At 72.3% G+C, this 22,446-nt stretch carries 15 protein-coding genes; 12 read left to right on the top strand and 3 right to left on the bottom strand.

Annotation, left to right across the window (positions count from 1 at the left end; translation table 11 throughout):
• Positions 1-56: 56 nt before the first annotated feature.
• On the bottom strand, positions 57-3,293 hold the full coding sequence (locus ACIBO2_RS31640) for an efflux RND transporter permease subunit (protein WP_358549504.1): 3,237 nt from the start codon (positions 3,291-3,293) through the stop codon (positions 57-59).
• A 97-nt stretch (positions 3,294-3,390) separates the two neighbouring features.
• On the opposite strand from ACIBO2_RS31640, the gene ACIBO2_RS31635 reads away from it, so the two are divergent.
• Positions 3,391-3,840 (top strand): MarR family transcriptional regulator, encoded by a 450-nt coding sequence (locus ACIBO2_RS31635; RefSeq protein ID WP_358549501.1) that lies wholly within the window; start codon positions 3,391-3,393, stop codon positions 3,838-3,840.
• A 78-nt stretch (positions 3,841-3,918) separates the two neighbouring features.
• Here ACIBO2_RS31635 and ACIBO2_RS31630 read toward each other — a convergent pair whose 3' ends face one another.
• Together ACIBO2_RS31630 and ACIBO2_RS31625 are read right to left on the bottom strand one after the other, a co-directional pair.
• Positions 3,919-6,210 (bottom strand): HelD family protein, encoded by a 2,292-nt coding sequence (locus tag ACIBO2_RS31630; protein ID WP_397301535.1) that lies wholly within the window; start codon positions 6,208-6,210, stop codon positions 3,919-3,921.
• Positions 6,211-6,476: 266 nt separating this feature from the next.
• Positions 6,477-7,373 carry a LysR family transcriptional regulator gene (locus ACIBO2_RS31625; RefSeq protein WP_397301532.1) on the bottom strand — a complete coding sequence of 299 codons (897 nt, stop codon included), beginning with the start codon at positions 7,371-7,373 and terminating at the stop codon, positions 6,477-6,479.
• Between the two features lie 139 nt (positions 7,374-7,512).
• Between ACIBO2_RS31625 and ACIBO2_RS31620 the strand changes: the two genes are divergently transcribed.
• The 11 genes from ACIBO2_RS31620 (at position 7,513) to ACIBO2_RS31570 (ending at position 22,444) form a co-directional block, all read left to right on the top strand.
• Entirely contained in the window at positions 7,513-8,880 is a 1,368-nt protein-coding gene (locus tag ACIBO2_RS31620) for a 2-oxoadipate dioxygenase/decarboxylase family protein (protein ID WP_397301529.1), read from the top strand.
• Between the two features lie 39 nt (positions 8,881-8,919).
• Positions 8,920-10,473: an aldehyde dehydrogenase family protein gene (locus ACIBO2_RS31615; RefSeq protein ID WP_397301526.1), complete on the top strand. Its 1,554-nt coding sequence runs from the start codon at positions 8,920-8,922 to the stop codon at positions 10,471-10,473.
• A 158-nt stretch (positions 10,474-10,631) separates the two neighbouring features.
• Entirely contained in the window at positions 10,632-11,741 is a 1,110-nt protein-coding gene (locus tag ACIBO2_RS31610) for a hypothetical protein (protein WP_358549487.1), read from the top strand.
• Positions 11,742-11,749: 8 nt separating this feature from the next.
• The gene (locus tag ACIBO2_RS31605) at positions 11,750-12,517 is read left to right on the top strand and encodes a TetR/AcrR family transcriptional regulator (protein WP_358549484.1); all 768 of its coding nucleotides are present in this window, start codon (positions 11,750-11,752) and stop codon (positions 12,515-12,517) included.
• A 99-nt stretch (positions 12,518-12,616) separates the two neighbouring features.
• Entirely contained in the window at positions 12,617-15,622 is a 3,006-nt protein-coding gene (locus ACIBO2_RS31600) for an aminotransferase class III-fold pyridoxal phosphate-dependent enzyme (protein WP_397301522.1), read from the top strand.
• 82 nt (positions 15,623-15,704) lie between these two features.
• A complete protein-coding gene (locus tag ACIBO2_RS31595; protein WP_397301519.1) occupies positions 15,705-17,348 on the top strand; it encodes an ABC transporter substrate-binding protein in 1,644 nt (547 codons plus the stop codon).
• Positions 17,349-17,352: 4 nt separating this feature from the next.
• Positions 17,353-18,297 (top strand): ABC transporter permease, encoded by a 945-nt coding sequence (locus ACIBO2_RS31590; protein WP_397301516.1) that lies wholly within the window; start codon positions 17,353-17,355, stop codon positions 18,295-18,297.
• Entirely contained in the window at positions 18,294-19,184 is an 891-nt protein-coding gene (locus tag ACIBO2_RS31585; protein ID WP_397301514.1) for an ABC transporter permease, read from the top strand. The genes ACIBO2_RS31590 and ACIBO2_RS31585 overlap by 4 nt, the downstream gene beginning before the upstream one ends.
• Positions 19,181-20,191 (top strand): ABC transporter ATP-binding protein, encoded by a 1,011-nt coding sequence (locus ACIBO2_RS31580; RefSeq protein WP_358549469.1) that lies wholly within the window; start codon positions 19,181-19,183, stop codon positions 20,189-20,191. Before ACIBO2_RS31585 ends, ACIBO2_RS31580 begins: the two co-directional genes overlap by 4 nt.
• Positions 20,184-20,993 carry an ATP-binding cassette domain-containing protein gene (locus tag ACIBO2_RS31575; RefSeq protein WP_358549466.1) on the top strand — a complete coding sequence of 270 codons (810 nt, stop codon included), beginning with the start codon at positions 20,184-20,186 and terminating at the stop codon, positions 20,991-20,993. Before ACIBO2_RS31580 ends, ACIBO2_RS31575 begins: the two co-directional genes overlap by 8 nt.
• Positions 20,990-22,444: an amidase gene (locus tag ACIBO2_RS31570; protein ID WP_358549463.1), complete on the top strand. Its 1,455-nt coding sequence runs from the start codon at positions 20,990-20,992 to the stop codon at positions 22,442-22,444. Before ACIBO2_RS31575 ends, ACIBO2_RS31570 begins: the two co-directional genes overlap by 4 nt.
• Positions 22,445-22,446: the final 2 nt, after the last annotated feature.

Here is a 22,446-nt window from a genome sequence, read left to right as displayed (position 1 = left end):
TCACACAGCTCCGCCCGCACGGCACCAGGCCGTACGGGCGGAGCACCCCTCTTGCTTTACGGGGTCGCAGCCAAAACCTTCGCCTCTTCCTTCTTCGGCTCGGCCGGCTTGCGGCGCAGCCGCTCCTTGGCCCGCTCCACCATCGTGTAGAGGGTCGGAACCAGCACGAGCGTCAGCAGGGTCGAGGTGATCAGGCCGCCAATGACCACGACCGCCAGCGGCTGGGAGATGAACCCGCCCTGCCCCGTCACACCCAGCGCCATCGGCGTCAGCGCGCAGATCGTGGCCACCGCCGTCATCAGGATCGGCCGCAGCCTGCGCCGGCCGCCCTCGATCACCGCCTCCACGATCCCCAGCCCCTGAGCGCGGTACTGGTTGATCAGGTCGATCAGCACGATCGCGTTGGTCACCACGATCCCGATCAGCATCAGCATGCCGATCAGCGCCGGCACGCCCATGGCCGTGTCGGTGGCCACCAGCAGCCCGACCGCGCCCGTCGCGGCGAACGGAATCGACACCAGCAAGATCAGCGGCTGCACGAAGCTGCGGAACGTCGCCACCATGATCATGAACACGATCGCGATGGCCGCCAGCATCGCCAGCCCCAGATCCGCGAACGCGTCCTGCTGGTCCGCCGACGCGCCGCCGATCTCGTAGGAGGCGCCCGAGGCGAGCGTCACGCCGTTCAGCTTGGTCGTCAGCGCCTGCGTCACGCTGCCCAGGTCCGAACCCGTCGCCTTGGCCGACACCGTCGCCGAGCGCTCACCGTCGATCCGGGTCACCTGCGTCGGCCCGGCCACCCGCTCGACATCCGCCACCGACGACAGCTTCACCAGGCCCGTCGCCGTGGCCAGCTTCAGCTTCTCGATCTCCTTGACGTCCTCGGGCGCCTCACCCACGCGCAGCACCAGGTCACTGGCCCGCCCGTCCAGCGTCAGCTGGCCCAGCGGCGCGCCGCGGAAGGCCTGCGCCACCGACTGGCCGATCTGCGCCTCCGACAGCCCCTTGGCGGCCGCCTTCTCCTTGTCGACCCGTACCTCGACGCGCGGGGCGCTGGCCTCCAGGTTCGACGACACATCACGCAGGCCCGAGACCTGGCCCATCGCCGTCTTGACGGCGTCGGCCGCGGTCCGCAGCGTCTCGGCGTCGGCCGCCTGCACGATCACGTCGATGGAGTCGGAGGAGAAGCCGCCGCCGCCCGATCCGCCGACCGTCACCTCACCGATGCCCGACAGGCCGCTCAGCTTGTCGCGCAGCGCCTGCTCCACCGCCGGGGTGTCGGCGCCGTCCTTCAGTGTCAGCGAGTAGGACGCGCGATCCGCGCCGCCACCGGCGCCGCCGCGCATCGCGTTGCCGCCGCCGACGTTCACCTGGTAGGTCTCCACGCCGTCCAGGCCGGCCAGGAGGCCCTCCACCTTCTTGGCGGCCGCGTCCGTGGTGGCCAGGTCCGTGCCCACGGGCATCTTCTGCGACACCGAGATCGTGTTCTGGCCGGCCGAGTCCAGGAAGTTGGTCTGCAGCCTGCCCGCCAGTCCCAGCGTGCCGACCATCACCGCCAGGCCGATCAGGATCGTCACCAGCTTGAAGCGCGTCGCGAAGCGCAGCACCGGCAGATAGGCGCGCTGCAGCGGGCTGCGCAGCTCCTTGGCCTCGGCCGCCTCCCGCTGCGCCCGCGCCTCCTCCGGCGTCAGCACCGGCGCCTTGAGGAACCAGTACGCCATCACCGGCACCACCGTCAGCGACACCACCAGCGAGGCCAGCAACGCCACCGCCACCGTGACCGCGAACGGGCCGAACAGCTCACCCACCATGCCGCCGACCACCGCGATCGGCGCGAACACCGCCACCGTCGTCAGCGTCGAGGCCGTCACCGCACCCGACACCTCGCGTACCGCCGACAAGATCGCCGACAGTTTCGCCTCGCCGTAGCCGAGGTGGCGCTTGATGTTCTCCAGCACCACGATCGAGTCGTCGACCACCCGGCCGACCGCGATCGTCAGCGCGCCGAGGGTCAGCATGTTCAGCGAATAGTCGCCCGCCCACAACGCGATCAGCGCGATCACCACCGACAGCGGGATCGAGACCGCCGTCACCAGCGTCGAGCGCACCGACAGCAGGAACACCAAGATGACCAGCACCGCGAACGCCAGGCCCAGCAGGCCCTCGGTGGTCAGGCTCTCGATCGACTCCTGAACGTAAGGGGCCTGGTCGAAGACCACCTCCACGGCGGTCTCCGACGAGTCGCCCAGCGAGCGGCCCAGGTCGGGCAGCTTCTCGCGGATGGCGTTGGAGATCGACACCGCGTTGCCGTCGGGCATCATCGTCACCGACACGCCCAGGCTGGTCCGGCCGTCGGTACGGGTGATCGTCGTCGCCTCGGCCAGGCCGCGGGTGATGTCGGCCACCGAACCCAGCTTCACCGGCTTGAGCGGCTTGGGCTGGGCGAGCGCGGTCGTCTGCGCCGGTCGGCCGCCCGGCTGCTGCTGCCCGCCCGGCCGGCCCTGCTGCGCCTGCGCCTGCGGCTGGGCCTGGGCCGGGGTGGCCTGCGGCTGGGCCGGAGTCAGGTACAGGTCCTTCAGCTTGTCGATCGAATCGACGCGCTCGCCCACCTGCACCGTGAGTGAGGAGGTGCCGGAGTTGAGCGTGCCCGCCGGGATCGGCGTCCCGTTGGCCTTGAGCACGTCCGGGATCTGCGCCGCCGACACCCCGGCCAGCGCCATCTTCTTCAGGTCCGGCTTGATCGTGACGACCTCGTCACGGGTGCCGGTGACCGTCGCCTCCCGTACCCCCTGCACGGCCTGCAGCTCCGGCACCATGATCTGGCGCAGCTTGTCGGCCATCGCCCGCTCATCGCCGCCGTCGCCCACCGCCAGCACCAGCACCGGAATGTCATCGGTGTTACCCGCGACCACCTGGGGTTCCACACCGGCGGGCAACTGCGGCTGCACCCGGCTGACCGCCTGCTGCATCTTGCTGATCGACGCCTCGATGTCGGTGCCGAAGGCGAAGGCCACCTGGACCTGGGTCATGCCCTCCTTGGAGGTGGAGGTCATCTGCTCCATGCCGTCAATCCCCTGGAAGGAGTCCTCCAGCGGCTTGGTCACCTGGTCTTCCACGATCTCGGGCGAAGCCCCGGGATAGGAGGCGATCACGAACGCGCCGGGGAACGACAGCGACGGCAGCAACTGCTGCTTGAGCTGCGGGATCGTGAACGCGCCGAACGCGGTGATCACGATCGACAGTAAGATCACGAGGCTGCGGTTGGCAAGACTCAACCGGGCGAATGCGGTCATGAGCGTCCCTTCAGATTTCGCCCCAGACTAACACTTCGCCTTGTACGAATATTTAAGCTGCCTTGGCTTTCCTGATAACCTTCTCAGGAAGCGAGAGGTGAGTGTGGACAACGAACGCGAAGACCTGATCCGCCGGATCACCGAGACCCAGCGCGGCCTCGGGCGGGCCCTCAGCCAGACCCAGTCCGCCTTATTCACCTCCAACCTCACCATGCGGCAACTCAAGGTCGTCATGCTGCTGTCCCACACCGGCTCGGCCTCCGGGCAGGAGCTCGCCCACGACCTCGGCGTCGGCCTGGGCACCGTGACCGGCATCGTCGACCGGCTGGTCAGCCATGGGCTGGTCAGCCGGCGCGAGGACCCCCACGATCGGCGCGTGCGCCGGGTCGAGCTGACGGACGCGGGCGCCGAACTCCTGGCCGAGATCAACGACGTCGGCCTGGAGCACTACCGGCGCATCATGGACCACCTCGACACCGAGACCCTGCGCTGCCTGCTGCAGGTGACCACCCGCGTCCGCGAGGTCGCCGACCAGCTCTACCCGTAACCCTCCGTAAGCCCCCTGGGCCTAAATGAGGGCATTTATTCGATTATGTGTTTGGGTTTTTGCCTCACCCGAACGCCTTTACAATGTAGATTTTTTGGACATGTGGGACAAGACCGGCGGCAGGTCGTTCTCGTGGGTGATCGTCAGGCGGCGGGTGGCCCTGGTCACCGCCACGTAGAGGTCCTGGCCGCCCATCGGCGACTGCGCCATGATGGCCGCCGGCTCCACCACGATGACGGCGTCGAACTCCAGCCCCTTGCACTGGGTCACCGTCAGCACCACCACCGGCGCCTCCAGGTCGCCGCCGCCCGGCAGCAGCGCCGCCACCCGCGCATGAGCGGCGTCCGGGGTGAGGACGGCCAGGCGGCCCTCACCGATCAGCGCCAGCTCCTCGGCCACCAGCGCGGGCAGCCCGGCCAGGCCCGTACGGACCGCGCGGGGCTCGGCCTCGCCGTCCCTGACCGACTCCGGCACACTCTGGGACGGATCGACCACACGCAGGACGTCGGCCGCGACCCGCATGATCTCCGCCGGCGTCCGGTAGTTGACCAGCAGCCGCTCCTCCCGCCAGCGGCCACGCAGATAAGGATCCAGCACCTCGCCCCACGAGCGCGCGCCCGCCGCCGAACCCGTCTGGGCGATGTCGCCCACCACCGTCAGCGAGCGGGCCGGAACCCGGCGCATGACCATCCGCCACGCCATCGCCGACAACTCCTGCGCCTCGTCCACGATCACATGACCGTAGGCCCACTGGCGGTCGGCCGCGGCCCGCTCGGCGGTGCTCAGGTCCAGGCCGGTGTCGGCGTGGCGATCGGCCAGGACGTCGGCCCGGTCGAAGATGCCTTCCTCCAGCAGACCGGTGGTCACCAGCACTTCCTGGGCGTAGCGCTCCTGCTCCTCCCACTCGCCCTCGGCCTGCCGCGAGGCCGACCGGTCGGCCGAGTCGTCCTCGCCCAGCAGCTCGGCCGCCTCATCCAGCAGCGGAACGTCGCCGACCGTCCATGGCGAGTCCGCCGGCCGGACCAGCGCCCGCCACTCCAGCCCCGGAGGCGAGACCTGCCACAGCGTCTCCGGGGAGGCCAGCAGCTCCCCGATCAGGCGCTGCGGCGTCAGCTCCGGCCACAACCCCTCCACCGCCTGGTATATCGCAGGCTCCTGCCACAGCCGCGCGGAAGCCAGCGCGAGATCGACCTCGTCCAGATCGCGCTCCAGATCCAGCGGCTCGGCCAGCTCCGGATCCTCGAACTCCATCTCCGCCAGCCGCAGCGCCTCCTCCACCGCCCGCGCCTCGGCCCGCGCCAGCTCCTTCAGCACTTCGGTGACGAACAGCTTGCGCGCCATGTTGTGCGGCAACCGCACCGCCCGCGCCCGCTCGCGCAACGCCACGCACACCGCGCGCGGCACCCGCAGCACCCGGCCGTCCAGCAGCACCTCCAGATCGCCCTCGGGCAGCCGCTGCCGCTCACGCACCGCCGCCGCCACCACCTCGGCCATCCGCGTGTCGCCCTTGACCACCGCCGCCTGCGGCTCGTCGACGTCGACCGCGCGCACCCCGGGGAACAACTCCCCCACCGTCGACATCACCACCTGCGTCTCGCCCAGGGCCGGCAGCACCTGGCCGATGTAGCGCAGGAACATCGGGTTGGGCCCCACCACCAGCACCCCCCGCCGCTCCAGCGTGTCGCGGTGGGTGTAGAGGAGGTAGGCGGCGCGATGCAGCGCCGCGACCGTCTTGCCGGTGCCGGGACCGCCCTGCACCACCAGCGCCCCCTGCAGGGAGGCGCGGATCACCCGGTCCTGCTCGGTCTGGATGGTGGCCACCACGTCACCCATGCGTCCCGTGCGGCCCCGGCGCAGCGCCGCCAGCAGGGCCGCCTCGCCGACCAGGGTGCGGCGCTCGCCCTCGCTCATCCGCTCCAGGTCGAACACCTCGTCATCCAGGCCCACCACCGTGCGCTCGCGGGTGTGCAGGTGACGGCGGCGCAGCAGGGCGCCGGGATCGCTGGCCGTGGCCACGTAGAACGGACGGGCCGCCGGGGCGCGCCAGTCGATCAGCACCGACTCGTGCTCCTCATCGCGCAGCCCGATCCGGCCGATGTAGGTGGTCTCGCCGCCGCTGTCGTCGATCCGGCCGAAGCACAGCCCGCGCTCGACCCCGTCCAGCTGCGCCAGCCGCCGCGCCTGCTCCGAGGCGCTCACCTCGCGCTCGAGCCTGGCCTGGCGGGTCCCCAGCGCGCCGCCTCGGCCGTACACCTCACGCAGCACCGTCCGCGCCCGCTCACGCGCCGCGTCGAGTCTGCCGTAGAGCATGGACACGGTCCCCTGCTCGACGTCAAGGGCTTCCGCGAGAGCATCTTGACGATTAGCCATTCGCTGGTATACTCCTAACGGGAGGCTTGTATATAGCTTTGGCTCGAAGTGCCAAGTAAGTGAGCGTACCGCCCCTCCCGCCTTCCCGCAACCGCCCGCCCGCTCGCGCTGATGGACCTCAACGTCCCGGGCCTGACGCCAAGGCAGCGCGAGATCGCCATGCTGGCCGCCCTCCTGAGCGGGCCGCAGGGATAGTGCCCGCTCATCGCCGATGCCGCGTTCGCACAGGAGCTGACCGCGCTCATCCGCTGGTAGCCGCTCGTGCCTCAGTCTTGGTTCAAGTGCGGCCCGGCCGCCTGCCGCAGGGTCTGCAGGGCGTCGGCGAGCAGGGGGTTGCCGTTGGCCTCCCGGTGCAGGGCGACCACGGTGCGGTGGGCGGCGGGCAGGTCCAGTCGCGTCGCCACGACGCGATCGTCGCGAACATGGCCCAGAGCGGGCACCACCGCCACCCCCAGCCGGGCGGCCACCAGGTGGCGGACCACGTCGTAGTTGTTGCTGCGGAAGGTGACCGCGGGCACGAACCCGGCCGCCGCGCACAGCCGGGCCAGGGACAGGGCGCCGCCGGTGCCTTCGCGGCTGGTGATCCAGCGCTCCTGGGCCAGCTCGGACAGCTCGGCGCCCAGGGCATGACCGCGGGGCCGTAGCAGGAGCAGGTCCTCGCGCAGCAGGTGGTGGGCGGCCAGGCCGTCGGGCCACTGCCGCGGGGTGAGGCCGTACTCATAGACCAGCGCCAGGTCCAGGGCGCCGTCGATCACCCGCGGGATCAGCTCCTCGGGCTCGCCCTCCTCCAGGAGGATCTCCGCGCGGGGGTAGCGGCGGGTGAAGGCCGACAGGGTGGGCGGCACCAGCCGTACGCTGGCGGTGGGGAAGCTGCCCAGCCGCAGCCGGCCAGTGGTGCCGGCGGCCAGTTCGCGCACCTCGTAGCCGAAATCCTCCAGCGTGGCCAGCACCCGCTGGCTCAGCTCGACCAGCCGGTGCGCCGCCGCGGTGGTGCGCACGCCGCGCGCCTCGCGCTCGAACAGCTCCAGCCCGGTGTCCTTCTCCAGCGCCGCGATCTGCTGCGACACCGCCGAGGCCGTGTAGCCGAGCTCGCGCGCCGCCAGCGCGAACGATCCGGTCCGGCACACCTCTCGCAGGGTGAGCAGATGCAGGGGTTTGATCATGCCGACTCCGCGCCGCCAGTAGAGCACCCTAAGCAGTGCTTGGGCTTTGGCGGGAAATCTATCGGTCTGCTGGGGCTTGGATTCACCCGGGATCGCCTCCATCGTGGACAAAGCCATCCGTACCTGGAGGAGATAACGCATGGTCATGGTCTCTCAAGGGCGGCTGCGCGCGGCGTTCGCGCGGCGCCTGTCGGAGATGTACGGGCAGGAGGTGCCCGCCTACCGGACGCTGGTGGAGGTCTCCCAGAAGGTCAACGACGGCGTGCTGCGGCGGGCGGGAGCCGGCGCCGAGCGGCTGGGCTCCATCGAGCGCGTGACCGCCGAACGGCACGGCGCCATCCGCGTCGGCACCCCGGCCGAGTTGCGGCAGGTCGCGCGGATCTTCGGGGCGCTGGGGATGCGCCCGGTCGGGTTCTATGACCTGCGGGAGGCCGCCGCCAGCGCCGTGCCCGTGGTCTCGACCGCCTTTCGTCCCATCGCGGCCGACGAGCTGGCCGGCGATCCCTTCCGGGTCTTCACCTCGATGCTCACCCCGGCCGATCCCCGCTTCTTCGACCCGGATCTGCGTCAGCGGCTGGAGCGGTTCCTGGCCGCGCGGCGGCTGTTCCCGCCGGAGCTGCTGGAGCTGGCCGATCGGGCCGGACGCGAGCGCGAACTGCCGCGCGAGCAGGCCGAACGCTTCACGCACCTGGCCGTCCAGGCGTTCGCGCTGGGCCGGGAGCCGATCGACCAGGCCTGGTACGAGACCCTGGAACGGGTCTCGGCGGTCGCGGCCGACATCGGCGGCGTGACCAGCACCCACATCAACCACCTGACGCCGCGCGTACTCGACATCGACGAGCTGTACGCGCGGATGACCGAGCGCGGCATCACCATGATCGACCAGATCCAGGGACCGCCGCGCTGGTCCGGTCCGGACGTACTGCTGCGCCAGACCTCCTTTCGCGCCCTGGCCGAGCCGCGCGCGCTGCGCCGGCCTGACGGCGGCCTCACCACGGGATCGCTGCGGGTGCGCTTCGGCGAGGTGGAGGCGCGCGGAATCGCGCTGACCCGCACCGGCCGCGAACGCTACGACGACCTGCAAGTCAGAGCCGACGCCCACACCGCCGACCGCGCAGCCCTCTGGGAGCGGGAGTTTCCCGCGACGGAGCGGGATCTGGCGATCGAGCGGCTGGCGTATTTCACCTATCGGACGGTGCCGGATCGCCCGCGTGACGGGCGGCGGCCTGGCAGCGGGCTCGCCGACCTGATCGACCACGGCTGGGTACGCGCCGAGCCCATCGTCTACGAGGACTTCCTGCCCCGCTCGGCGGCCGGGATCTTCCAGTCCAACCTCACCGGGCAGGGCCTGAGGGACGACAGCCGCGCCGCCGCCGACTACGACAGCGACTGGCTGGCCGGCGCCATCGGGGCCGAGGTGCTGGACCCGTTCACCCTGTACGAGAGCCGGCAGCGGCGTTCGCTGGAGGACGCCGCCCGCGCTCTCGGCCTGCCCGAGATCACCTGACCCCCGAGCCCGACCTCGTACTGCGACGGAGAGCCGTTCATGACCACGACCACCCTGCCCGCCACCGGCGTCCTGCGCCGGCGCGCCCTCGACATCCTGGCCCGCCTGGAGGTCACCCTGAAGGAGGGCGACGACCTGCACGCCCGTACGCCGATCACCGGCGAGACCCTGCTCGGCCTCACCGCCGCGACGCCCGCCGACGCCGACGAGGCGATCGGGGCCGCGCACGAGGCGTTCCTGGCATGGCGTACGGTGCCCGCCCCCCGCCGCGGCCAGGTGGTACGCCGGCTCGCCGAGCTCCTGCGCGAGCACCGCGACGACCTGGCCGACCTCGTCACCATCGAAGCGGGCAAGATCCGCTCGGAGGCGCTCGGCGAGGTCCAGGAGATGATCGACATCTGCGAGTTCGCGGTCGGCTTGTCGCGCCAGCTGTACGGGCGCACCATCGCCTCCGAACGGCCCGGCCACCGGCTGTCGGAGACCTGGCACCCGCTGGGCGTCGTCGGCGTGATCTCCGCGTTCAACTTCCCGGCCGCCGTGTGGGCGTGGAACACCGCCATAGCGCTGGTCTGCGGCGACACCGTCGTGTGGAAGCCGTCGGAGCTGACGCCGCTCACCTCTCTGGCCTGCGACCGGCTGCTGGCCGTGGCGGCGGCCGAGAGCGGCATGCCCCGTGACGTGCACCGGCTGCTGCTCGGCGAGCGCGCCATCGGGGAGCGGCTGGCCGACGACCGGCGGGTGGCGCTGGTCAGCGCCACCGGCTCGGTCCGCATGGGACGCCAGGTCGGGCCGCGGGTCGCCGCCCGCTTCGGGCGTTCGCTGCTGGAGCTGGGCGGCAACAACGCCGCCGTGGTCACCCCGTCGGCCGACCTCGACCTGGCCGCCTCCGCCATCGTGTTCGCCGCGGCCGGCACCGCCGGGCAGCGCTGCACCACCCTGCGCCGGCTCATCGCGCACACCGACATCGCCGGCGAGCTGATCGACCGGCTCACCGCCGCCTACGCGAAGCTGCCCATCGGCGACCCGTTCGATGACACCACCCTGGTCGGGCCGCTCATCTCCGCTCAGGCGCACGAGGCGATGCGGCGGGCGCTGAGCGCCGCGCGGTCCGAGGGCGGCCAGATCCTGACCGGCGGCGGGCGCCGGCTCGCCGAGGCCGCCCCCGCCGCCTACTACGCCGAGCCCGCCATCGTCCGCATCGACATCGACGCACAGCCGGGCAGCGGCGCGCAGTCGGGCATCGTCCGGGAGGAGACCTTCGCGCCCATCCTGTACGTGCAGACCTACCGGACACTGAGCCAGGCCATCGCCCTGAACAACGACGTGCCTCAGGGGCTGTCCTCCAGCATCTTCACCCGGGACCTGCGGGAGGCCGAGCGGTTCCTGGCCGCCGACGGCTCCGACTGCGGCATCGTCAACGTCAACATCGGCACCTCAGGCGCGGAGATCGGCGGAGCCTTCGGCGGCGAGAAGGAGACCGGCGGCGGGCGCGAGTCCGGCTCGGACTCCTGGCGCGCCTACATGCGCCGCGCGACCGGCACCGTCAACTACTCCGACCAGCTGACCCTCGCCCAGAACGTGAGCTTCCTCTAACGCCCGCACCACGACCCAGACCAGCGGCCCAGCGGCCCTGCGACTCACCGGCCCAGCCCAGCGGCCCAGGGCAGCGATCCGGACCGAAGTGCGACCCAGACCAGTGTGGCGGCCTGCCGCGTTGATTGTTTGTACAAACGATCGATAGAATAACGCGCATGGCGGAGCTTCCGGCACTACCGGCTCGTCGTGTGCGTACCGTGCTCGGGGACGTCGACCCCTCGGCGCTCGGGCACACCCAGCCACACGAACACGTCCTGAGCGACATGTCGGCCATCATCCAGCCCTGGGGTCTGCAGCCTGTGGCCGGAGACGGCGGCGGGAGCGGCATCGGCAAGGAGCTCCCGGCGTCGGTGCGCGCCCGGGTCACCGAGCCCGTCCGGCTGGACAACTACGACTGGATCCGGCGTACGGTCCTCAACGTGGACAACCTGCGGCTGCACTCCGAGCAGGACGCCACCGAGGAGCTGACCCTCTACCGCGCGGCCGGCGGCGGCGCGGTGGTGGACTCCTCCTCGGTGGGGCTCGGCCGCGACCCGCTCGGGCTGGCCCGGGTCTCTCGTGCCAGCGGGGTGCACATCGTGATGGGCAGCGGCTACTACTGCCGCGACTACCATCCGGCGGGGCTGGCCGACGCCTCGGTGGCGGCGATCAGCGCGGAGATCGTCGCGGACGTGCGCGACGGCGTGGGCGACACCGGAGTCCGCGCCGGGCTCATCGGTGAGATCGGCCTGAGCTGGCCGGTGCATCCTGCCGAGGACAAGGTGCTGCGCGCCGCCTGCCAAGCGCAGGTGTCGACCGGGGCGCCGCTGCAGATCCATCCCGGACGCCATCCCGAGGCGCCGCTGCGGGCCATGCGCGCGGTCGTCGAGGCGGGCGGCGATCCGGCCCGCGTGATCATGTCCCATCTCGACCGTACGCTGTGGCGCCCCGATGACCTGCTGGAGCTCGCGGGCACGGGCTGCTATCTGGAGCTCGACCTGTTCGGCCAGGAGTCCAGCTACTACGCCTTCAATCCCGACGCGCGCCGGCCCAACGACCGTACCCGGATCGAATGGCTGCGGCGGCTGATCGAGGCCGGCTACGGCCAGCGCCTGCTGATCGCGCAGGACATCTGCCAGAAGGTCTATCTGCGCCGCTACGGCGGCCCCGGCTACACCCACATCCTCGACAGCGCCATCCCGCTGATGCGCCGCATGGGGATGCGCGAGAGCGAGATCATGATGGTGACCGTCGCCAACCCCGCGACCGTCCTGGCTATGGGATAGTCGGCGCCATGGCCACCACCAACCAGACGGGCAACCAGACGGCCGGCAGCCGCCAGACGAAGGGCGGCCGGATGAAGGCGACGTCCGCGCGGCGGGCTCAGTCGGCCCGCACGGAGCTGCGGCTGCTACGCACCGCCTGCTGGCTGTTCTCCGAGCGAGGCTTCCACGGCACGGGCATCCGCGACATCTCCGTGGCCGCGGAGGTGGCCGTGTCGGCGATGTACTACTACGCCTCCTCCAAGGACGAGCTGCTGGAGGCGGTCACGCGCCGGGTCATGGAGGTGCTGGCGGCCGGCAGCGAGGAGACGGTCCGCGACATCGACGACCCCGCCGAGCGGCTGGTCGCGCTCATCGCCGTGCACGTCGCCTTCCACGCGCGTAATCCGCGCGCCGCCAAGGTGGCCGACCATGAGTTCCAGGCGCTGACCGGGCAGGCCCGGCGCGACATCCTGCGGCTGCGTGACGCCTACGAGAAGGTGTGGGCCGACACCCTGGAGGCCGGCGTCCGGGCCGGCGTGTTCAAGGATCGCGGCAATGTCGCGCGGCTGGCGTTGCTGCAGATGGCGACCGGGATCGCGCACTGGTACCGCCCCGGCGGGGAGCTGGACATCGCGCAGCTGTGTGAGCGGTTCGCCGACATGGGGCTCGCGCTGATGGGCGCCAACCGCGACGGGCGGCCGCTTGAGGTGCGCGATCTGACCATCCCCGATTCCGAGCTGCTGCTCGAACGGGTCGAGCTGGCGATCGAGCCGCGCCGCAAGCCGAGCGGAGCGTGACCTGCGGGCCCGCGAGCGCGCGGGCCCGCCAGTGTCTTGACATCGCCACTAATTTGAGCGATCGTTCGACAACATACCAGCCTTGAGGGGGAGAGCGACGTGACGCGTACGCACCATGAGGACGGGCGGCGGGCCACGTCGTCCCCGCGTTCGGACGGCGCACCGGACCCGAGGTCGGGCGAGAAGCTGGACCCGCGTTCGAGCGGCGCGCCGGACCCGAGCTCGGCGAGCGAACCGGACCCGCGTTCGGACGGCGAGCTGGAGCAGGCCGCCGCTCTCGCCCGCGATCTCTACGGTCTGGAGGGCAGGCTGACGCCGCTGCCAGGAGAGAAGGACCGCAACTTCCAGGTCAGCACCGCCGGCGGCGAGCGCTACGTCCTCAAGCTGCACGCGCCGGACACCGACCCCGCCGAGCTCGCCCTGCAGGACGCCGTGCTGCTGCACCTGGCCGGACAGGCCGGCGCGCCACCGGCCCCGCGCGTGGTGGCGAGCCTGGACGGACGCCGCTCGGCCGCCGCCTCGTGGGCCGACGGCCCGCGTACGGCCAGGGTGCTCACCTGGCTGGCCGGCCGCCCCTGGACGCAGGTCGAGCCGACGGCGCGGCGCCTGCGCGACCTGGGCCGTCATGTGGCCGCCGTCGACCAGGCGCTGGCCGGCTTCACCCACCCCGGGATGCGGCGCGAGCTGGTGTGGAACCTGACCGCCGCCCCCGCGGTCGCCGGCCACGCGCCGCTGCTGGACGGCGAGCTGCGGCCGCTGGTGAGCGAGGTGTTCGACCGCTACGGCGCGCATGTCGCGCCGCGCGTCGCGGCACTGCCCCACCAGGTGATCCACAACGACGCCAACGAGCTCAACATCCTGGTGGACGACGCCGGCGAGGTGGCCGCGCTGATCGACTTCGGTGACGTGGCGTGGAACCCGCGCATCTGCGGGCTGGCGGTGGCAGGGGCGTACGCGATGCAGGGGCACGCCGATCCGCTGCGGGCGGTGCTGCCTTTGGTGAGCGGGTACGACGAGGTGTCGCCGCTGCGGCCGGCCGAGCTGGAGGTGCTGTTCGACCTGATGCGCACCCGGCTGGCGATGAGCGTGTGCCTGTCGGCCCACCAGCACGCCGGCGACCCGGCCAACGCGTACTTGCTGGTCAGCCGGCACGGCGTGACACAGGTGCTGCGGCGGCTGGCCGGGACCAGCCCGGATCTGGCCCATTTCCGGCTGCGCGAGGCGGTCGGGTTCGCGCCCAACCCGCTGGCCCGCGCCGTACGCCAGCACTTCGAGTCCGGCGCCGCCCGCCCGGTGCCCCTGCTGGACGAGGACACCGCGCCAGAGGACACCGCGCCAGAGGACGTCATCCCAGAAGACGCCGCCGCATCGGCTCGCTACGGCGAGCGGTCCACGACGCCGCCCGGAAAGCGTCCGGAGATCAATCTGGGCGGCGAGCTGCCCGCCGGCGAGGGCGTCACGGTGCGGTGCCCCCTCCCCTCGCTCGTGCACAGCGTGCGGCCCGGCACCGGGGTCGTCGTGCTCGAACACCGCACCGGCGGCGGCGTACCGTTCTGGACCCTCTACCGGCACCTGGACCCGGACTCGATCACGCACCTGACTCCCGGCGGCGAAACGAGACCGGGCGCGCGCCTGGGGAGCACCGGCCAGGCGGCGCCGCTACGCGTGCAGCTGCTGACCCACCTGCTCGGCATGGGAGCCGGCATCCCGGACACCGCGCCCGCCGACGAGGCGGACCTGTGGACCGCCGTCAGCATCGACCCCGGCCTGCTCCACGGCCGGGCGGGCGGCGCGGCGCGGCCACGGCGGCAGACGGCCGCCATCGCGGCGCGCCGGCGGACGAACCTCAGCCGGGCGATGAGCCTGTCCTATCGCGAGCCGCTGCACATCGTGCGGGGTGAGGGCGCCTATCTCTTCGACGCCTCCGGCCGGCCGTGGCTGGACCTGGTCAACAACGTCTGCCATGTGGGGCACTGCCATCCCCGGGTGGTGGCCGCGGGCCGTCGGCAGGCGGCCCGGCTCAACACCAACACCCGGTATCTGCATGAATCCGTCGTGGAGTACGCCCGCCGCCTGGTGGAGCTGCTGCCGGACCCGTTGCGGGTCTGCTTCTTCGTCAACTCCGGCTCCGAGGCCAACGACCTGGCGCTGCGGCTGGCCACGGCGCATACGGGCGCCGAGGACGTCCTGGTCCTCGACCACGCCTACCACGGCCATCTCAGCTCGCAGATCGCCCTGAGCCCGTACAAGTTCAACCGACCTGGCGGGCGCGGCCGGCCGGACACCACCCACGTCTGCGAACTGCCCGATCCCTACCGGGGCCGGCTGCGCGCCGGACGCGAGGGCGATCTCGGCCCGCGCTACGCCGCTTCGGTCGCCGAGCGGCTGGCCGGGCTGGCGGCGGCCGGGCGCCGGCCGGCCGCGTTCTTCGCCGAGTCGCTGCAGAGTTGCGGCGGTCAGATCGTCTACCCCGACGGCTACCTGCGCGGCGCGTTCGAGCATGTGCGGCGGGCCGGCGGGGTGTGCGTGGCCGACGAGGTGCAGGTGGGGCTGGGACGGGTGGGCCGGACCTTCTGGGGGTTCGAGTTACAGGGCGTCGTGCCCGACATCGTCACGCTCGGCAAACCCCTGGGCAACGGTCATCCGCTCGCCGCCGTGGTGACGACGCCGGAGATCGCGCGCTCGTTCGAGACCGGGATGGAGTACTTCAACACCTTCGGCGGCAACCCGGTCTCGGCCGAGATCGGGCTGGCCGTGCTCGACGTCGTAGGTGAGGAGGGGCTGCAGGCCCGCGCGCGCCGGCGCGGCGAGCAGCTGCTCGGCGGGTTGCGCCGGCTGCAGGAGCGGCATCGGCTGATCGGGGACGTGCGGGGCGAGGGGCTGTTCCTCGGCGTGGAGCTGAGCCTGGACGATCGGCGGCCGGCCGGCGCGCAGGCGAGCGCGGTCAAGGAGGCGGTGAAGGCGCGCGGGGTGCTGGTCTCGACGGACGGACCGGACGGCAACGTGCTCAAGATCAAGCCGCCCCTGGTGCTGAGCGGGGCGGACTGCGAGATGTTCCTCGACGTCCTCGGCGAGGCGCTGGGCGAGGTCGAAGCATCCCTTTAGAGAAGTCATGCCTTGACGTAGGCATTTATTTGAGCGATCGTTCGACTACTTAGCTTGACGATGGGTGGTTCAGATGCAACGCGTGCGGACAAAGACCGTCGCGGCCACCGCGGTGGCGCTGGCGATACTGGCGGCCGGCTGCTACCGCGACAACGGCGCCGCCTCGACGCCGGCCCCGGGCGGCACACCGCGAAAGGACCTCGTCACGATCACCCCGGCCGGGGTCGGGCAGGTCGACAGCGTCACCTGGGCGCTGTATCGCGGCACCACCTCGATCGACCCGATCACCGCGGGCGACTATCCCGAGATCACCGTGACGAGCCTCATGTGCGAGTCGCTGTTCCGCCAGAGCCCGGACGGCTCGGTGGAGCCGGGCCTGGCCACGCGACTGGACTTCCCCGACCCGAAGACCGCCGTCCTGACGCTGCGCGAAGGCGTGCGGTTCTGGGACGGCTCCCCCATGACCGCGGACGACGTCGCCTTCAGCATCGAGCGCAACCGCGACCCCAAGGGCGGCGGCTACTGGGTGCCCGTCCTGGACCGGGTGGCCTCGGTCGAGGCCAGCGGCCCGCTGGAGGTCACCCTGAAGCTGAGGCAGCCGGACTACTGGCTGCGCGACGTCCTGTCGTACATGCCGGGCATGGTGGTCTCCAAACGCTACGTCCAGGCCAAGGGCAAGGACTACGGCACGGTGAAGGGCGGCGCCATGTGCACCGGCTCCTTCAAGCTCGGCCAGTGGCACACCGGCGACGTCCTGTCGGTGGTGCGCAACGACGGCTACTGGAACCGCGCCGAGTCGCCGCTGGTGCGGCGGATCGACTTCAAGGGCATCCCCGACGAGACCACGCTGACGGCGGCGCTGCTCACCGGGGAAGTGGACGGCGCCTACCTCGAACTGCCGCTGTCGACGATGGAACAGATCCGCGCCAGCGGCACCGTCAAGGTCTACCACGGCCCGTCCTACCTCATCGACGCGCTCATCGTCGCCGACATGGGCCGGGGCCCGCTCGCCGACCCGCGCGTGCGCCGCGCCCTGTCGCTGGCCATCGACCGCGAGTCCTACATCCGCACCCTGTACAAGGGCAGCGCCCAGCCGGCTCGCGCCCTCGCCACCCCGGGCACCTGGGGAGCCCAGCGCGAGGTCTTCCAGGCCGCCTGGGACGCGCTGCCCGCTCCCGGCGTGGACCTCGACGGCGCCCGCAGGCTCATCCAGGAGGCCGGCGCGAGCGGTAAGACCGTGCGGTTCGGCATGAGCAACGAGCTCAACAAGCTGGCCACCGAGGCCAACCTGGTCAAGTCGGCGGCCGAGAAGATCGGCCTCAAGGCCGAGTTGAAGGCGGTGTCCACCGACGCCTACAGCGGGTTCTTCCTCGATCCGAAGGCCCGCGCCGACATCGACGGCTTCTTCACCACCAACTATCCCAACTGGGCCGATCCCGGAGCCCTCTACGCGACACTGTCCCTGCCGGGCGGCCCGCAGGACTACGGCCGCTACCGCAACCCCGAGGCGGCGAGCCTGCTGCGACGGGCCCGTGGCAGCGCCGACGCGCGGCAGCGGGCCGAGGCCACCGCAGGCGCGCAGGCGATCGTGACCAAGGACCTGCCCTGGATCCCGATCGCCGCCCCGGACACCGTCCTGGTCCTGAACGCCAAACTCACCGGCGCCACGGTCTCCTCCCAGCACCTGTTCGCCCCGTGGGCGAGCAAGCTCGGGGCGGTGGGCTAGGCACATGGCCGCCTACCTCATGCGACGGGCGCTCATGCTGGCCGCGACCCTGCTGGTGTCGAGCTTCGTGGTCTTCGCCGGGCTGTCGCTGGCGCCGGGCAACCCGCTGGCCACCCTCTCGGGCGGCCGGTCGCTGCCGCCGGAGAGCGTGGCCGTCCTCGTGCAGCGCTACCACCTGAACGAGCCGTTCCTCGTGCAGTACGTCACCTGGCTGGGCAACGCCGTGCGCGGCGACCTCGGCGTGTCGATCATCCTGCGCCAGGACGTGTCGGACCTCATCTCCTCCCGCTCCGGCACGACCATCGCCCTGATCCTTTACGCGGCCCTGATCGTGCTGGTCGGCGGGGTGGCGCTCGGGCTGCTGGCGGCCCTTCGGCCGGGAGTCGTGGACGCGATCGTGGTGATGTCGAGCGCGCTGGTGGTGGCCGTCCCGCCCTTCGTGGCGGCGATCGTCCTCATCGGCGTCTTCGCGGTACGGCTGCGGTGGCTGCCGGCCCTCGGCAACGGCGCGGGGCTGTGGGAGGGGATCCGGCATCTCACCCTTCCGGCCCTGGCCCTGGCGGCGTCCGCCACCGCGGCCGTCGCGCGGGTCACCCGCACCACCGTGCGCCAGGAGATGGGCCGCGAACACGTCCAGACGGCGATCAGCCGGGGACTGCCCTACCCGGCGCTCGTGCGCCGCCACGCCCTGCGCAACGCCGCCGTCCCGATCAGCACGCTGGCCGGCATGACGGTCGCCTCGATGATCGCGCTGGCGGCCGTGGTGGAACGCGCCTTCAGCCTCAACGGGCTGGGCGCCTACCTCGTCAGCGCCGCCCTGTCCAAGGACTTCGCCGTCGTGCAGGGCATCTCGCTCGTACTGGTCACCGCCTTCGTCCTGGTCAACGCCCTGGTCGACGTCGGGGCGGCGCTCCTGGACCCCCGGATCAAGCTGGGCGGGCGAGCATGACGGCGCTGGCGCTGCTGGGCAGGGGCCGCCGCGGCGGCCTGGGGGTGCTCGGCACGACGGCCGCGGTCGTGATCGTCGCGGCGGTCGTGCTGGCCGTGCTCGGACCGGCGCTGACCTCGGCCGACCCGGACGCCAGCGACTTGGCCAACGCCTACGCGCCACCCGGGCCCGGGCACCCGCTCGGCTTCGACGGGCAGGGCCGCGATCTGCTGGCGCGCCTGCTGACCGGCGCGCGGACCTCGCTGCTGGGCCCGCTGTGGGTCGTCGCGCTGAGCATGACGGCGGGCACGCTCATCGCCATCGCGGCCGCCTGGTTCGGCGGCTGGCTGGACTCCGTGGTGTCGGCGGCCCTGGATGTGGTGTTCGCCTTCCCGGGGGTTCTGCTCGCGATGCTGGTGGCGGCCGTCTTCGGTCCCGGCCTGAGCGCGGCGGTACTCGCCCTTTCCGTGGCCTACGTCCCCTACATCGCGCGGCTGCTGCGCAGCGCCGCTCTGGCCGAGCGCCGCAAACCCTATGTCCAGGCGCTGGAGGTGCAGGGGGCCGGGTCGGTGGCGATCTGCCTGCGCCACCTCGTGCCCAACCTCATGCCGCTCATCGCCGCCCAGGCCACGCTGTTCTTCGGGTACGCGATGGTTGATCTGGCCATCGTGTCCTACTTCGGCCTCGGGGTGCGGCCGCCCGCCGCGGACTGGGGCGTCATGGTCGCCGGCGGGCAGCCGGGCGTCCTTCAGGGCTATCTCGCCGAGTCGTCGCTGGCGGGCGGCTGCATCGTCGTCCTGGTCGTGGCGTTCAACGTGCTCGGCGAACGGCTGTCCGACGACTCCGGGCAGGGCGCGGCCTTCGGGCCGTCGCGCTGGTGGCGGCCCGGCCGGGGAGGCACCGCATGAGCGACCCGATCAACCGCCGCATGAGCGACCTGCTCGACATCAAGGGCCTGACCGTGACGCTGCCGCTGCAAGGCCTCCCGAGGACGGTCCTCAGCCAGGTGTCGCTGAGCGTCGGCGCGGGCGAAGCGGTCGGCCTGGTCGGCGAATCGGGCTCGGGCAAGTCCATGACGGCCCGCTCGATCGTGCGCCTGCTGCCCGCGGGCGCGCACGCCGAGGGCAGCATCCGTTTCGGCGGGGCCGACGTCGCGGCACTGCGCGGGCCCGCGCTGCGCGAGCTGCGCCGCCGCGTGCCCATGGTCTTCCAGGATCCGCGCGCGCACATCAACCCGGTGCGCACGGTCGGCGACTTCCTCACCGAGGCCCTGCGCGCCCATGGGCGCACCCCCCGGCGGGCCGCCGAAGAGCGCGCCGTGGGCGTGCTGGAGGAGGTGGGCGTGGCCGGCGGCCGGCGACGGCTGCGGCAGTACCCGCACGAACTGTCGGGCGGGCTGCTGCAACGCGTCATGATCGCGGCGGCGCTGCTCACCGAGCCGCTCCTGCTGCTGGCCGACGAGCCCACCACCGCGCTCGACGTCACCACCCAGGCCGAGGTGATGGCCATCCTCGACGAGCTGCGCCGCGAGCGCGGGCTGGCCATGCTGTTCATCACCCACGACCTCGAACTCGCGGCGGCCGTCTGCGACCGGACCGCGGTGATGTACGCGGGCCGCGTCATGGAGGTGCGCGCCTCGGCGCTGCTGCACCAGCACCCGCTGCACCCCTACACCGCGGCGCTGAGCGCCGCCCGCCCCAGCCTGGAGCGGCGGGCCGAGCGCCTGGTGACCACCCCGGGCCGACCGCTGTCGGCCTTCGAGGCGCCGCACGGCTGCCCGTTCGCCACCCGGTGCGCGCACGTACGGCAGCGCTGCCACGACACCCGGCCGGACCTGCGGCCCCTGGAGGGCGGGCAGGTGGCCTGCCTGCGGGCCGAGGAGCTGCGCCAGGAGCGGGCGGTGCCGCATGAGTGAGGCGATCTTGCGGGTCGAAGGGCTACGCAAGGTGTTCGGGCAGGCCGTCGCCGTAGGGGAGGTGAGCTTCTCGCTGCCGCCCGCCGGCGCGCTGGCCGTCGTCGGCGAGTCGGGATCGGGCAAGACCACCGTGGCCCGCATGATCGTGGGCCTGGAACGGCCGACGGCCGGGCGCGTCACCGCCTGCGGCCGCGACCGCTCCCAGCCGGCCCGCTCGGCGCGCGAACGCCGCCGGCGCGGCGGCGAGGTCCAGATCGTCTTCCAAGACCCCTACGCCAGCCTCGACCCGCGCCAGAGCCCCGCCGCCGCGGTGGAGGAGGTCCTGCGGCTGCACACCGCTCTGGATCGCGGGCGGCGGCGCGCCAGGGTGGCGGAGCTGGCCGACCTCGTCGGACTCGACGAACGCCAGATGGCGGCGCGGCCGGCCAGGCTGTCGGGCGGGCAGCGCCAGCGGGTGGCCATCGCCAGGGCGCTCGCCGCCGAACCGCGCGTCCTCATCCTGGATGAGTCCGTCGCCGCGCTGGATGTCTCCATCCAGGCCCAGGTTCTCAACGTGCTGTCGCAGGTACGCGAGCGCACCGGCGTGGCCTACCTGTTCATCAGCCACGACCTCGCCGTGGTCCGCCAGGTCAGCGACGAGGTCATCGTCATGCGGCACGGCTCGATCGTCGAACGCGGACCCACCGGCCAGGTGCTCGACGCGCCCGAGCATCCGTACACGCGGCTGCTGCGCGCGAGCGTCCCCGGCCCCGGCTGGCGCCCTGCCCGCCGCATCGTTCAAGAAGCGAAGGAGACACGATGACCGCAACCACCCCAGCGCTCGGGGAACCGGTCGGCACCGGGCCAGATGGCTGGCCGAGCGCCACCGAACTGGCCGAAGGCATCGCGGCCGGTCAGATCGGCGCGCGGCAGGTGCTGGAAGGCTACCTGGCGCGCATCGACGCGCTCGATCCCGCGCTGAACGCCTTCTGCCACCTCGACCACGAGCGGGCCCGCCAGGCCGCCGACGCGGCCGACGCGCGGGTGGCGGCGGGCGGGCCGCTGCCGCCGTTCCTGGGCGTCCCCATCGCGATCAAGGACCTGCATCCGGTACGCGGCTGGCCGCTGTGCAGCGCCTCCAACGGCGTCGAGCACCGCGTGATGGCCGCCGACGCGCCGGCGGTCAGGGCATTGCGGGAGGCGGGGTTCGTGTTCGTCGGCGCGACGACCTCGCCCGAGTTCGGCACCGTGTCGGTCACCGAGTCGACGCGTCACGGCGTCACCCGCAGCCCCTGGGATCTGACGCGCAGCCCGGGCGGTTCCAGCGGCGGCGCGGCCGCGGCCGTGGCGGCCGGGCTGCTGCCCGTGGCGCACGGATCCGACGGGGCGGGCTCCATCCGCGAGCCGGCCAGCTACTGCGGGCTCGTCGGGCTCAAGCCGAGCCGCGGCCGCGTCCCCTCCGACGCCCACTACATGGAGGGCTTCGCCACCGAGGGGGTGCTCACCCGCACCGTGCTGGACACCGCGGCGATCCTGGACCTCTTCGCGGCAGCCCCCCAATCCACCTGGTACAGCGCTCCCCCGGCTGAGGAGCCCTACCGGCGCCAGGCCGGGCGTGACCCGCGGCGGCTGCGCGTCGGGCTCAACCTGCAGCCCGCCTTCCCCGCCGAGGTCCATCCCTCGGCCGCCGCGCTGGCCCGCCGGGCCGCCGACCTGCTGGCCGACCTCGGCCACGAGGTGGTCGAGCAGAGCATTCCCGGGCTCGACCCCGACTGGTTCCAGCCCCGTTTCGAGATCCTGTACGCCACGGGCTCGGCCGACTGCGCGGTCGTGGACGAGTCCGCCGTCGAGCCGCTGAACCGCACCCTTCGCCGGGCCGCCCGCGAGACCGACTCGCTGACGTACGTGACGACCATGCTCGAACTGCAGCTGCGCTCGGCGCAGATGTACCGGGCGTGGCAGGCCGTCGACGTCGTCCTGACCCCGACCAACCCCGTCCTGGCGCCGAGCGAGGGCGCCCTGTGGCAGGGGCAGGACGCCGACCCGTGGCTGCCGCTGCGGCGCGCGGAGGAGACCGCCTCCCTGACGGCCCTGTCGAACATGCTGGGCCTGCCCGCCATCTCCATCCCGCTGGTGGAGCAGAGCGACGGCCTGCCGCTCGGCGTCCAGCTCATCGGCGGCCGATGGCGCGACGGCACCGTCCTGGCCCTGGCCGGCCAGCTCGAACGCGCCCACCCATGGCGACACCGCAGGCCCGCCGGCCTGTCCCGGTGAAC

Source organism: Nonomuraea sp. NPDC050022 (assembly GCF_044460705.1).
Lineage (GTDB): Bacteria > Actinomycetota > Actinomycetes > Streptosporangiales > Streptosporangiaceae > Nonomuraea.
This window is presented reverse-complemented; position numbering and strand designations above follow the sequence as displayed.

What these genes read in the sequence shown, in the direction of transcription:
- ACIBO2_RS31640 (WP_358549504.1), bottom strand. Translation starts at nt 3,293, where the DNA reads ATGACCGCATTCGCCCGGTTGAGTCTTGCCAACCGCAGCCTCGTGATC.
- ACIBO2_RS31630 (WP_397301535.1), bottom strand. Translation starts at nt 6,210, where the DNA reads ATGGCTAATCGTCAAGATGCTCTCGCGGAAGCCCTTGACGTCGAGCAG.
- ACIBO2_RS31625 (WP_397301532.1), bottom strand. Translation starts at nt 7,373, where the DNA reads ATGATCAAACCCCTGCATCTGCTCACCCTGCGAGAGGTGTGCCGGACC.
- ACIBO2_RS31620 (WP_397301529.1), top strand. Translation starts at nt 7,513, where the DNA reads ATGGTCATGGTCTCTCAAGGGCGGCTGCGCGCGGCGTTCGCGCGGCGC.
- ACIBO2_RS31615 (WP_397301526.1), top strand. Translation starts at nt 8,920, where the DNA reads ATGACCACGACCACCCTGCCCGCCACCGGCGTCCTGCGCCGGCGCGCC.
- ACIBO2_RS31610 (WP_358549487.1), top strand. Translation starts at nt 10,632, where the DNA reads ATGGCGGAGCTTCCGGCACTACCGGCTCGTCGTGTGCGTACCGTGCTC.
- ACIBO2_RS31605 (WP_358549484.1), top strand. Translation starts at nt 11,750, where the DNA reads ATGGCCACCACCAACCAGACGGGCAACCAGACGGCCGGCAGCCGCCAG.
- ACIBO2_RS31590 (WP_397301516.1), top strand. Translation starts at nt 17,353, where the DNA reads ATGGCCGCCTACCTCATGCGACGGGCGCTCATGCTGGCCGCGACCCTG.
- ACIBO2_RS31585 (WP_397301514.1), top strand. Translation starts at nt 18,294, where the DNA reads ATGACGGCGCTGGCGCTGCTGGGCAGGGGCCGCCGCGGCGGCCTGGGG.
- ACIBO2_RS31580 (WP_358549469.1), top strand. Translation starts at nt 19,181, where the DNA reads ATGAGCGACCCGATCAACCGCCGCATGAGCGACCTGCTCGACATCAAG.
- ACIBO2_RS31575 (WP_358549466.1), top strand. Translation starts at nt 20,184, where the DNA reads ATGAGTGAGGCGATCTTGCGGGTCGAAGGGCTACGCAAGGTGTTCGGG.
- ACIBO2_RS31570 (WP_358549463.1), top strand. Translation starts at nt 20,990, where the DNA reads ATGACCGCAACCACCCCAGCGCTCGGGGAACCGGTCGGCACCGGGCCA.